The organism is Bradyrhizobium sp. 215_C5_N1_1 (assembly GCF_052075935.1).
Classification (GTDB): domain Bacteria; phylum Pseudomonadota; class Alphaproteobacteria; order Rhizobiales; family Xanthobacteraceae; genus Bradyrhizobium; species Bradyrhizobium barranii.
On sequence record NZ_CP197228.1, the window covers coordinates 4,730,067 to 4,741,987 of the forward strand.

An 11,921-nucleotide genomic window follows, 5' to 3' on the forward strand; every position below is an offset into this window, starting at 1 on the left:
ATCACATCCTGAACAGGCCGAATTTGGTAGGCTCGATCGGCGCATTCGACGCCGCGGAAAGGCCGAGGCCGAGCACGAGGCGCGTGTCGGCCGGGTCGATCACGCCGTCGTCCCACAGGCGGGCGGTCGCGTAATACGGATGTCCCTGGCTCTCATATTGCGCGCGGATAGGCTCGCGGAACTTGTCTTCCTCTTCCTTCGACCAGCTATCGCCCTTGGCCTCGATGTTGTCGCGCCGGACCTGGCTCAGCACCATCGAGGCTTGCTCGCCGCCCATCACCGAGATGCGCGCGTTCGGCCACATCCAGAGGAAGCGCGGCGAATAGGCGCGGCCGCACATGCCGTAATTGCCGGCGCCGTAGGAGCCGCCGATCACGACGGTGAATTTTGGCACCGAGGCGGTCGCCACCGCCGTGACGAGCTTGGCTCCGTCACGCGCGATGCCGCCGGCCTCGTACTTCTTGCCGACCATGAAGCCCGTGATGTTCTGCAGGAACACCAGGGGAATGCCGCGCTGGCAGCACAACTCGATGAAATGCGCCCCCTTCAGCGAGCTCTCGCTGAAGAGAATGCCGTTGTTGGCGATGATGCCGACCGGATGGCCCCAGACATGGGCGAAGCCGCACACCAGCGTCGTGCCGTAGAGTTTTTTGAACTCGTCGAACTCCGAGCCGTCGACGATGCGGGCGATGATATCGCGCACGTCAAACGGCTTTCGGCCGTCGACGGGCACCACGCCGTAGATCTCTTCCGCCGCAAACAGCGGATCGCGCGGCTTGTGCATGTTGAGGTTCGGCCGCACCGACGGCTTCAGCGTGCTGACGATGCGCCGGGCGATGCCGATCGCATGGGCGTCGTTCTGGGCGTAGTGGTCGGTCACCCCCGATTGCCGCGAATGCACGTCGGCGCCGCCGAGCTCCTCGGCACTCACCACCTCGCCGGTCGCGGCCTTCACCAGCGGCGGGCCGCCGAGAAAGATGGTGCCCTGGTTGCGGACGATGATGCTCTCGTCCGACATCGCGGGGACATAGGCGCCGCCGGCGGTGCAGGAGCCCATCACGATCGCGATCTGCGGGATGCCCTGCGACGACATCTGGGCCTGGTTGTAGAAGATGCGGCCGAAATGGCGCTCGTCCGGAAAGATTTCGTCCTGAAGCGGCAGGAAGGCGCCGCCGGAATCGACCATGTAGACGCAGGGAAGATTGTTCTGCCGCGCCACGTCCTGCGCGCGCAGATGCTTCTTCACCGTCATCGGATAGTAAGTGCCGCCCTTGATGGTGGCGTCGTTGGCGACGATCACGCATTCGCGGCCCGAGATGCGCCCGACGCCGGTGATGACGCTCGCCGAATGCACGTCACCGCCATAGAGGCCGTACGCCGCCAGCGGCGACAGCTCCATGAACGAGGTGCCGGGATCGACCAGCAGGTCGACGCGCTCGCGCGCCAGCATCTTGCCGCGCGAGGTGTGACGGTTGCGCGAGACCTCGCCGCCGCCGCCGGCGACCTGGCTCAGTTTTTCACGCAAGTCCGCGACAAGCCCGCGCATGGCCTCGGAATTGCGCGCAAAGTCTGATGAAGACGTATCGATGCTGGAATGGAGCGGCATGTTGATTCCAATGAGGTGAAGGTTTCAGGCCGTCTCTGACATCAGCTCGCGGCCGATCAGCATGCGACGCACCTCCGAGGTGCCGGCGCCGATCTCGTAGAGTTTTGCGTCGCGCCAGAGACGTCCGACCGGAAATTCGGAGGTATAACCGACGCCGCCCAGCGCCTGGATCGCCTCGCCCGCCATCCACGTCGCCTTCTCCGCGGAATAGAGGATCGCGGCGGCTGCATCCTTGCGCAGCGTGCGGGCGTGGTCGGCCCGGTCGCAGGCGCGCCCGACCGCATAGACATAGGCGCGCGCCGACTGCCAGGTCGCATACATGTCGGCGAGCTTGCCCTGCATCAGCTGGAAGTCGCCGATCGGCTGGCCGAACTGCTTGCGCTCATGCATGTAGGGCACCACGGCGTCCATGCAGGCCGCCATGATGCCGAGCGGGCCGCCCGACAGCACCGTGCGCTCGTAATCGAGGCCGGACATCAGCACCTTGACGCCCTCGCCGATCTTGCCGAGCACGTTCTCCTCGGGCACCTCGCACTCGTCGAAGAACAGCGGATAGGTGTTGGAGCCGCGCATGCCGAGCTTGTCGAGATGCTGGCCGTGGGTGAAACCCTTGAAGCCCTTTTCGATCAGGAAGGCGGTCATGCCGCGCGGGCCCGCCTCCGGATCGGTCTTGGCATAGACGACCAGCACGTCGGCGTCGCCGCCATTGGTGATCCACATCTTCGAGCCGTTGAGCACGTAGCGGTCGCCGCGCTTGTCGGCGCGCAGCTTCATCGAAACGACGTCGGAGCCCGCGCCGGGCTCGGACATCGCGAGCGCGCCGACATATTCGCCGGAGATCAGTTTTGGCAGATAGCGCGCGCGCTGAGCGTCGTTGCCGTTGCGGCGGATCTGGTTGACGCAGAGGTTGGAATGGGCGCCGTAGGACAGCCCGACGGCGGCCGAGCCCCGCGAAATCTCCTCCATGGCGACGATATGGGCGAGATAGCCCATGCTGGAGCCGCCATATTGCTCCGGCGCGGTCATGCCGAGCAGGCCGAGGTCGCCAAAGCGCTTCCAGAGGTCGGCCGGGAACAGATTGGCCTTCTCGATCTCGGCTGCGCGCGGGGCGATCTCCGCCTCCACGAAGGCGCGCAGCGTGTCGCGCAGCATGCTGATGTCTTCGCCCAGATCGAAATCGATGCTCGGGATGTTCAAGGCGATTCCTCCGTATTCTTGTCGGGTCCGAACCTACCCCCGCCCGGGCGTCCCAGCGGTCGAAAAGGTTGCATTTTCCGCCAAGTTTGGCGAGGATTTTTCATGCCCTTTCAAGCCGCGACCGCGACGCCCCGCCGCGCCATGACCCCAGCCGCCTTCGTCCGCGGCGTGGTTGCCGCTTATGCCGTTTACGGACGGGATCCAGCGGAAGCGCTAGGCAAGGGGCAGGTCGCCGAGGACCTTGTTCGATCCCGGGACGGACGGGTGACGGCGGCCCAGTTCGAGGCGCTGGCCGGCCACGCCATGCGCGAGCTCGACGACGAGGCGCTCGGCTGGTTCTCGCGCCGGCTGCCTTGGGGAACCTATGGCATGCTGTGCCGCGCCTCGATCACGGCCCCCAATCTCGAAGTCGCGCTAAAACGCTGGTGCCGGCATCATCGCCTACTGACCGAGGACGTGCTGTTCAAGCTCTCGCTTGGTGATGAGACCGCGACCATCTCCATTCGCGAGCAGCGCGACCTTGGCCCGTTGCGTGAATTCTGCCTGGTCACCCTGCTCCGCTATGTCCTCGGCTTTTCCTGCTGGGCCGTCGATTCCGCGATCGCGCTGCGTGCGGCCGAGTTTCCCTATTCCGAGCCGGGCCACGTCTCGGTCTATCCGACGATCTTCTGCAGGCATTTGAGCTTTGATGCGGACGGCGCCCGCATCGTCTTCGACAAACATTATCTCTCTCTGCCGCTGACCCGCAGCCCCGCCGATCTCGACAGCATGCTCAAGGGCGCGCTGCGGCTCACCGTGCTGCCCTACCGGCGCGACCGGCTGCTGGTCGAGCGCGTCCGCCGCGTGCTGCGCAATGCACGCGGACGCATTCTCGGCGCCGAGGATGTCGCAAGCGAGCTGGCGCTCTCCACCCGCACCATGCATCGGCGCTTGCGCGAGGAAGCGACCTCGCTACGCGATCTCAAGGAAGAGGCAAAGTTCGAGCTCGCCAAGCAGGAGCTGATGCGCGGCCGGGCGCCCATCAAGCGGATCGCGGAGATCGCCGGCTTCCGCAACGAGAAGAGTTTTTCGCGCGCCTTCCGCACCTGGACCGGCGCCTCCCCGCGCGAGTTTCGCGAGCGCTATCGCTGAGGCGCGGCGTCACCTGCTTGTCATAAATTGACGTCCTCCGAGATCACTCTCGGAGGACGCAATCTCTCGGATCAGGTCGCGATCTCAGGCGTTAGTTCTGCGCGCCCTGGCGAGCCTTGGGCTGCTTCGTCTGCTTCGGCTGGAAGGCGAGCGCATCGTTGCTAGTCTTGGCGCCGCCGGCCTGCGAGCACGTGCCGCCGATGCCACCGGCCGCCTGACGGCAGGCTTCCATCGTCGGATAGCCGCAGCCGTGAGCGGCCTGGGCGCCGTTGGTGATGCAATAATCGTCGGCCTTCGCAGCCGGCGCCGACAGAACAAAAAACGCAGACGCAAACAGCGTCGCAGCAGAGGCTGCGATCGTCTTCGAAGTCGATGTCATGATGTCTTTTCCTGCTTAGGGTCCCACAAAAGCATCCCCGGCGTGCGACGCAGACCGAGGTTCACACCCTGCATCTAGGCAGCGCAAAGATGCCGACAATCACGGTTGCGCGCATTGCAGTCCTGCCTAAATCACATGTCACAGTTAGGTGAGTTACTAAGCGATTATAACTATCCGAATCGACCGCACCGCGCGCAAGCGCCCCCGACTTCGGAATTTCAGTAGAGAGACTTGAACGCCTATCCGACGGGTGCCGCCACTACATCCTGTAACGGCAGCGGCACATCCTTCGCGACGCCCAGCACCGGAAAGCTGCGGACGTTCTTCACATCAGGCATCGCGGCGAAATGCAGCAGCTGCTGGCGCATGCTCTCGACGTTCGGCGCGACGCATTTCAGCAGGTAGTCGGTGTCGCCTGAAATCCGCCAGCACTGCTGGATGCGCGGGATCGCGGCAATCGAGCTCTCGAACGCCTCCAGCACCGGCTGGGCCTGGCTCACGAGCTGGATCGAGACGAACGAAACCACCTCATAGCCGAGCAGCCGCTCGTCGATGACGGCGCGGACCGCCCGGATCACGCCGCGGCTGAACAGCAGTTTCAGCCGCCGCAGGCAATTGGGCGCGGACACGCCGACCCGCAGTGCCAGCTCGTTGTTGCGCACCCGACCGTCCTGCTGCAGCTCGGATAAGATCTTCAGATCGACGCCGTCGAGCTGGTCACGCCCGGCCATCCCCCACCTCGCCATGATCCCATCATGACGTCAGCGAAGCACGCGGCGGAATCGCTGCCAAGTGGCGGCAGCGCGGCGCAATAGCTGTCCGTCTATCGGGGTCATCGGACGCGACGTCATGTCTGCGGGCGGGGTACCCCGCCGTCATGCCAGGGCTTGTCGCGGCCATCCGCGCTCTTTCACTCGGCCCCAAAGACGTCGATGTCCGGGCCTTCGCCTCGCCGAAGCGGCTTCGGCCGCGCAGGCGGGACAAGGCCCGGGCCTGACGCGTAAATCACGTCGTATGAAGTCGTAGCAGCGAGCCGCCCCTCAATGCGTCCAGGGCTCGCCGCGCCGGAACGAGAAATTGTCGGCATAGGCGACCGGGCGGCGGATCGAATCCTGCGGCTCGATCACCTGGTAGGCGATACCCTTGCGCTCACAATAGGCGACCGCCTCTTCCTTGCTGTGGAAGCGCAGCGTGATCTGCTGCTTCATGTCGCCGGACGAGGTCCATCCCATCAGCGGCTCGACCGAACGCGGCTGCTCCGGCTCGTAATCCAGCTGCCATTCCTTGGTCTTGGACCGGCCGGATTGCATCGCGTTCTTGGCGGGCTTGAAAATGCGTGCGGTCATGGGTGGTCCGGGCCTCTTGGTCTTTTCGTTCGATTTCGATGCGTCACGGTAGCAGTTGGTGGAAACCGCGGGCATAGTATAGAGACACCTTTTGGGAACTGATCGGTGATTCCGGTCCCCCGGGGGTGCGTTGCCGACGGGTATAGTCATTATGCTGCACCGTGACAATTGCGTACCCGCCTTCCGCGCCGGGATCCCGCCCGGCGGCCCTGTCTCGCCGACACCAGCGTATCCGCCCCCTCCGAAAGCTTCCGTCGCATGGCCTTCCTGAACATCAACGCCACGCTTCCCGAAAAGGGCCGTGACCTCAGGCTCGACCTGTTTCGCGGCATCGCGAACTGGGCGATCTTCCTCGACCATATCCCCGACAACGTGGTGAACTGGATCACCACCCGCAACTACGGCTTTTCCGACGCCGCCGACCTGTTCGTCTTCATCTCCGGCTACACCGCTTCCTTCGTCTATGCGCGAATGATGCTCGAGCGCGGCTTCATCGTCGGCGCCACGAGGCTGACCAAGCGGGTCTGGCAGCTCTACGTCGCCCACATCATCCTGTTCGTGATCTACATCGCCTCGATCAGCTATCTGGCGCTGCGCTTCGGCGACTCTGACATGATCAACGAGTTCAACGTCGCCGGCCTCGTCGACAACGCCACCGAGACGCTGCGCCAGGGCCTGTTCCTGCGCTTCAAGCCGCTCAATCTCGACGTGCTGCCGCTCTACATCGTGCTGATGGGGCTGTTTCCGCCGGTGCTGTGGTTCATGCTGCGCAAGCCCGACCTGACGATGGCGCTGTCCATCGTGCTGTGGCTCGCCGCCCGCCATTACGGCCTGAACCTGACCGCCTATCCGGCCGGCCAGTGGTACTTCAACCCGTATGCCTGGCAGGTGCTGTTCGTGTTCGGCGCCTGGTGCGCGATGGGCGGCGCCCGGCGTTCGGGAGCCGTGATCAATTCGCCGATCACGCTGTGGCTTTGCCTCGGCTATCTCGCCTTCGCGCTGGTCATGACCATGGCCGGCCGCTTCCCCACCCTCGGCGGCATGTTCCCGGGATGGCTGTTCTCGGCCTTCAACCCCAACGACAAGACCAATCTCGCGCCCTACCGCTTCCTCCATTTCGTCGTGATCGTGATCCTGGTGATCCGCTTCGTGCCGAAGGACTGGCCTGGTCTGGAGTGGAAGGTGTTCGATCCCTTGATCGTCTGCGGCCAGCAGTCGCTCGCCGTGTTCTGCGTCGGCGTGTTCCTGTCCTTCGTCGGCCATTTCGAGCTGTCGATGAGCTCGGGCTCGCTGTTCGCGCAGATCTTCGTCAGCATCGCCGGCATCGCGATCATGACGACGGTGGCCTATTACATTTCCTGGTCGAAAAAGCAGGACAAGCCGTTGAAGCCGCCGCCGCCCAAACCTGCGGCCGCCGCCTCGCCCGCAAAGGCCGCCTAGAGCCATTTCCGTTCCGATGAAATCGGAACGGGGTGCTAGCTTCTAGTAGCGGCAGCGGAGCCGGCTCAGGCCGCTTCGCTGTCGTACTCGGTGAACTTCTTGTAGATCCAGTCGCGGCCGTCGTGGCGGCGCCAGACCTTTCCATAGACGATCTGCCCGTTGATCGAGCGGCGCGGCACGATCACGGTCCAGAGGTGCCAGATCTCGGTCCAGCTCGACTGCGGATGGACGGTTCGGACGTTGCGATCGAAAGACATGACGCAAAACTCACAAGATATGAGCGCCGCGACGAACTGTGACCTGTGTGACCACCGATTGCAGGCAGCCCATCGCGAGCCTTGCCGACCTGATATCAGCCAGGAATGCGGCCGCAACAACCACTCGGCCTTAACCTAACCGGTCAACCTTACCCCTCGTGGGTACCCGCCAAGACCCGTTGAAAGCCGGCGCCGATCTTTCTATGATGCGTGCACAATTTGAGAATGAGCGCGCCGTTTCGGACGCGTGGCAATTGCGAACTGATTTTCATTTTTCAAATGACTTGCTGACTGGGGCACCACAATGAATATGCAATGTGGACGTTTGCGCCTGGCGGTGTGCTCGGTGCCGCCTGCGCCGCGTGTCAAGGCAGTCAAGACATCTGTCTCTGAACCGCCGAAGGCGGCCAACGACAATCATCTGGCGTGGCCGTTCCTGCCGTTTCCGCTCGGCTGGTACGCGACGAACTGATCCCCGGAATAGCGCGACGCCGCTCAAGCGGAATATCATCGCTTGGCGGCGTCCGTTTAGGCATTGGGCGCTGAAATCCCCAATGCTCATATGTCTATGGCGACAGCCAAAGGTTCGAAGCAATTTTGCGAATTCTGCGTCGGGCCGGCCGGCGCAATGCCTTGAAAAATCGCGCAGAAGTCGCGTTGGGTGAAGAACAAGCGCCAAGGCTTCAGGCAAGGCTTCAAGCAAGGTTCGCGCGCGCTTCCGGTCGCCATAGGCCCGCCTGCCCATCCCCCGCAATCGCGCCGGCTGAGATGCCCTGCGCGTTGTCGGTCTGTCGCGGCGGCCGTGCAGTTCCCGCCTTTGCAGTCGCAACCAATCACCGCGCCATGAGTTGCAGGTTCTTCCCGTCTGTCCGGGGAAGCTGCGTGGCTGCGATCCATGCCCGCGCGATGTACGGACGGTCATCTCGCCTCACGACCGTGTGAGCTGGAGCGCGGCCGGTGAATTTTCACGAGCGAGCAGAGACCAACGAACAGCAGGCCGCAAGCCAAGGGGATGCAGTGAGTCAAATCGATACGACCGAGAAACTCTCGGGCACACCGGAGACTGAAAGTTCGCTGTTCGCGCTGTGCGGGCTTGGCGTCGCCGGGATCGCAATGCTGGGCTGGATCTGCGCCCTCGCCTGGATCGCCTGGCGCCTGGTCGATTGGCTGTGGTTCTGAAATCGAAACGCCGCCGGCACGCCGACGCACGCAAAAGTTGCATCGGACGTAATTTCGCGGAGATCGCCCCGCTGACCTGACGGTCGGCAGCGAAACGGGATGAGCGCGGCGCAATATCGAGAGAATTGAAGGAGCTTCAACCTCGGGACTGGTCGGGGCAGCTGGATTCGAACCAACGACCTGCAGTACCCAAAACTTAGCAGGTTATTTTCCGTCGGGTTCCAAAGTGTGCCGATCACTTCCGTACGGCGTATAATCACTTGAAAATGCTATTGTATTTTCAGCATCCCTTTTCCATTGCTTTCCTTCCCTTTCCGCTCAATACCTAATCCGGTGGCTACTCGGTGGCGACTATTTGGGGGAAGCGATGCCAATACTGAAGTTGGGGCGACGGGCCGTTAGCGGCCTTCCTGCCGTGACAAAACCAACGATCTTCTACGATTCAGAACTGACCGGGTTCGGCGTCAAGGTCACGCCCACCGGCGCACGGTCTTGGATAGTGGAGTATCGCCCTGGCGAGGGCGGCAGGCGCGTTGCCAAGAAGAGAATGGTAATTGGTACACCGGCCACGCTCTCGCCCGAGAAGGCGCGCGACGCCGCTGAGAAACTGCTGGCCAAGGTCAAGCTGGGCGCCGACCCGGCCGCCGAGCGAGGCGCTGCGAGGAAGGCAGAAACCGTAGACGAGTTGATCGATAGTTTCGTAAGGGACCACCTCAAACCAAAATGCAAGGCGGGCACGATCCGTCTGAATAGCGGATACATAAAAAATCATATTCGTCCGGCCTTGGGCAAAAAGAAAGCCACGGCTCTCACGCGCTCAGACGTGAACCGCGTCCACCTCAGGATCAAAGAAGCCGGACACGATGTCGCAGCAAACCGCGTCGTGTCGCTGATCGGAACAATCTACGAGTTCGGCCTCAGTGAGGAGATCCTGCCCAAGCGTACTGAGAATCCTGCCGCCGGCATCACGCCATTCGCCGAAACGCAGCGGCAGCGCTACCTCACCGAACAAGAACTGCAGCGCCTTGGTGATGCTCTTCGCGAGGCTGAAACAGTCGGCATTCCGTGGGAGCCTGATCCGTCGAAGAAAACCAAGCACGCCCCTAAGCCTGAGAACCGCCTGACGAATATCGATCGGCATGCCGCAGCAGCGTTGCGCTTGCTTTTGTTCACTGGCTGCCGGTTGCGCGAGATCCTCGATCTTCGCTGGAAGGAATACGACGCAGGCCGCGGCCTCCTGTTCCTGCCTGACTCGAAGACCGGCCAGAAAACGGTCGTGCTATCAGCGCCAGCCGTCGCGATACTGGATGCCCTGCCCCGCGTCGGCGCCTATGTGATCGCCGGTGAATCGGCGGGCACGAAGCACGAGAAACCCCGCGCGGACCTGAAGCGCCCATGGGATGCCGTACGGAAGCGGGCTGGCATCGAGGACGTGCGGATCCACGACCTGCGTCATAGCTTCGCCAGCGTCGGAGCGGGATCCGATCTTGGTCTGCCAATCATCGGGCGTCTGTTGGGCCACACGCAGGCGAGCACCACGCAACGCTATGCACACATTGCGGTCAATCCCGCGAAGCGGGCTGCGGATCTAATCGCGGGCAAGATCGCCGAGGCCATGAATGGGGGGAAGTAGAAAGCCGGGGCGCGTGGGACGTCGGTAATGTTGTGTTCCCAGTAAAATGAGTAGTTTGCCACACTTGAGTAGTTCTCAATATATATCAGTAAGTTAACGCAGGTTATAGAAACCAAATTGTAAGGGATTAGTGTAGGTCCCACTACCGCAAGGCTCCAGGTAACTATCGGTATGAGAACGCTGTCACCGCGCTCCCGCCTTCTCCAACTACGGAAAGCACAGCGTCATGGTCAAGCGTCGCAACCGAACCAAACATACTAAGACATTTGAAGAGAGATTGGCCGAGGAAGCTGCGCGCTTCAAGGAAGCCGCAGCACAGTTGCCGCCCGGCACCCAGCGGGAGCTCTACCTCAAGCGCGCTCGCCAGGCCGAAACGGCCTCGCACATCAATGAATGGTTGACCTCTCCCGGTCTGCAGCCGCCGACCGCGCTGGATAATATGCAGGTAGGAAGACCGGCAAAGCGAGATCGAGTCGCCTCGGATTAGAAACCCGAGCGCTAGTGCCGCATTGAACGAAATGGCAGAGTCGTTCGGCAACTCCTTCACCGTCGTTCAATTGACTGGCGACGACGCGAAAACCCACATTTGGATTGCGCTGGCCAAGCCAAGTCAGGCGCTGACCTTGATACTCGCAGCCGTGCCTGAAGGCTGGGCGGCGGAAGTTTTGAATATCGCACGACAGCTGAGCAGCAGCGGTTGTTTGCTTAACCTGGGGCCCGAGGATGTTTACAAGCTGACGTGAGAATATTCGCCCCGCCCCCAAAAAGAAGCCCGCCCCATTGCTGTAGCGGGCCTCGACCGCGTCGACTCGACTGAGGTCGCGGCCGGGCCGCTTGCTTGGCAAGCTTGAATTTGGTATTACACCTTATGAAAAAGGCAATACCAAAAACACACGGAGGCGCGAGACCCGGTGCTGGCCGTCCTGCTACCGGGCGAGACCCGGTCAGCGCGATTCGCCTGCCGACTGAACTCACATCCCAGATCGATGCATGGGCCGCCGAGCACGAGGTTTCCCGCAGCGAGGCTATTCGTCGGCTAGTTGAGATCGGACTGAAGGCCAAGAAATAGATGCCAGCCCGCGCCAGCCATCTGCCGACCAGCTCAGAGCGAGATGCATTGCAGAAACTGCGGGCAGGTCGCGAGCTGACACTGAGAGCTCTTGAGCCCACCGGCCAGCGCACCATCGTAAACATGCTGCCAAAGGGCTGGATCGAACGTGGGAGCACGGCAGGGACGTACCGGATCACGCCGGCGGGCCTCGCTGCCTTGCGCATCAAGATACCCTAACGCCGAAGGCTGACTCGCATTTCGCCGTCAAAGGCACAGGAACCATCCTGCGGGCGAGAGATTTCTCTCTTGCTTCAGGTTTCCCCGGCCTGAGGCGCCTCAACAGCGGCCTCCGCGTTGCCCCCGCGGGGGCCGTTCTGCATGCGAGGTACCATGGACGAGAGCTTGAGAGTGATGCTTGCGATCGGCGCGACAGTGACCGTCGCCGCTGGGGCGTTCTTTGCCATACGTTTTATCGTGGGTTTTTACGGCTAGACGTTGCACGTTAGGGCGTTACCCGTATTTTTCCCAAGGTTGATCTCGCAACCTGCACTTTCGCATCCCACCCGGCTCCTATAGCTTGGTATCAGCGGCGGCCGAATCCGGACCGGACACTTCTCAAGTCCGCGACCCGGAGGCGATAACTGTCGCCCCACGCTGGGGGCGTCGATGTGGGGTGATCCCGTGTCGACCACCCGCCTGGAC

Annotated in this window: 13 protein-coding genes; 7 read left to right on the forward strand and 6 right to left on the reverse strand. The window is 62.5% G+C overall.

What is annotated here, in order from left to right:
* Position 1: 1 nt before the first annotated feature.
* Positions 2–1,606: a carboxyl transferase domain-containing protein gene (locus AB7G19_RS22790; protein WP_166096500.1), complete on the reverse strand. Its 1,605-nt coding sequence runs from the start codon at positions 1,604–1,606 to the stop codon at positions 2–4.
* Between the two features lie 24 nt (positions 1,607–1,630).
* Positions 1,631–2,758: an isovaleryl-CoA dehydrogenase gene (locus AB7G19_RS22795; RefSeq protein ID WP_283018864.1), complete on the reverse strand. Its 1,128-nt coding sequence runs from the start codon at positions 2,756–2,758 to the stop codon at positions 1,631–1,633.
* 147 nt (positions 2,759–2,905) lie between these two features.
* Here AB7G19_RS22795 and AB7G19_RS22800 point away from each other — a divergent pair, with 147 nt between their 5' ends.
* Complete coding sequence (locus AB7G19_RS22800) at positions 2,906–3,934, forward strand: AraC family transcriptional regulator (protein WP_166096498.1); 1,029 nt, start codon at positions 2,906–2,908, stop codon at positions 3,932–3,934.
* Positions 3,935–4,025: 91 nt separating this feature from the next.
* On the opposite strand, the gene AB7G19_RS22805 is transcribed toward AB7G19_RS22800, so the two are convergent.
* The 3 genes from AB7G19_RS22805 to AB7G19_RS22815 all read right to left on the reverse strand — a co-directional run bounded on the left by AB7G19_RS22805 (position 4,026) and on the right by AB7G19_RS22815 (position 5,659).
* The gene (locus AB7G19_RS22805) at positions 4,026–4,313 is read right to left on the reverse strand and encodes a DUF3551 domain-containing protein (protein WP_063983447.1); all 288 of its coding nucleotides are present in this window, start codon (positions 4,311–4,313) and stop codon (positions 4,026–4,028) included.
* Between the two features lie 239 nt (positions 4,314–4,552).
* On the reverse strand, positions 4,553–5,044 hold the full coding sequence (locus AB7G19_RS22810) for an Lrp/AsnC family transcriptional regulator (protein ID WP_135213563.1): 492 nt from the start codon (positions 5,042–5,044) through the stop codon (positions 4,553–4,555).
* Positions 5,045–5,353: 309 nt separating this feature from the next.
* The gene (locus AB7G19_RS22815) at positions 5,354–5,659 is read right to left on the reverse strand and encodes an ETC complex I subunit (RefSeq protein ID WP_014495449.1); all 306 of its coding nucleotides are present in this window, start codon (positions 5,657–5,659) and stop codon (positions 5,354–5,356) included.
* A gap of 258 nt (positions 5,660–5,917) precedes the next feature.
* Here AB7G19_RS22815 and AB7G19_RS22820 point away from each other — a divergent pair, with 258 nt between their 5' ends.
* Complete coding sequence (locus AB7G19_RS22820) at positions 5,918–7,099, forward strand: OpgC domain-containing protein (RefSeq protein WP_063983449.1); 1,182 nt, start codon at positions 5,918–5,920, stop codon at positions 7,097–7,099.
* Positions 7,100–7,164: 65 nt separating this feature from the next.
* On the opposite strand, the gene AB7G19_RS22825 is transcribed toward AB7G19_RS22820, so the two are convergent.
* Positions 7,165–7,356 carry a hypothetical protein gene (locus tag AB7G19_RS22825; protein ID WP_166096496.1) on the reverse strand — a complete coding sequence of 64 codons (192 nt, stop codon included), beginning with the start codon at positions 7,354–7,356 and terminating at the stop codon, positions 7,165–7,167.
* A gap of 957 nt (positions 7,357–8,313) precedes the next feature.
* Here AB7G19_RS22825 and AB7G19_RS22830 point away from each other — a divergent pair.
* The 5 genes from AB7G19_RS22830 (at position 8,314) to AB7G19_RS22850 (ending at position 11,237) form a co-directional block, all read left to right on the forward strand.
* The gene (locus AB7G19_RS22830; RefSeq protein WP_166096495.1) at positions 8,314–8,535 is read left to right on the forward strand and encodes an RNA-binding protein; all 222 of its coding nucleotides are present in this window, start codon (positions 8,314–8,316) and stop codon (positions 8,533–8,535) included.
* Positions 8,536–8,902: 367 nt separating this feature from the next.
* Positions 8,903–10,168, forward strand: coding sequence for a tyrosine-type recombinase/integrase (locus AB7G19_RS22835; RefSeq protein WP_441253842.1), 1,266 nt, complete (start codon positions 8,903–8,905; stop codon positions 10,166–10,168).
* Between the two features lie 226 nt (positions 10,169–10,394).
* The gene (locus tag AB7G19_RS22840; RefSeq protein WP_441253844.1) at positions 10,395–10,655 is read left to right on the forward strand and encodes a hypothetical protein; all 261 of its coding nucleotides are present in this window, start codon (positions 10,395–10,397) and stop codon (positions 10,653–10,655) included.
* 31 nt (positions 10,656–10,686) lie between these two features.
* Positions 10,687–10,911, forward strand: a complete 225-nt coding sequence (locus AB7G19_RS22845) for a hypothetical protein (protein ID WP_441253846.1) — start codon at positions 10,687–10,689, stop codon at positions 10,909–10,911.
* Between the two features lie 125 nt (positions 10,912–11,036).
* Positions 11,037–11,237 carry a ribbon-helix-helix domain-containing protein gene (locus AB7G19_RS22850; protein WP_441254542.1) on the forward strand — a complete coding sequence of 67 codons (201 nt, stop codon included), beginning with the start codon at positions 11,037–11,039 and terminating at the stop codon, positions 11,235–11,237.
* The last annotated feature ends 684 nt before the right edge of the window (positions 11,238–11,921 follow it).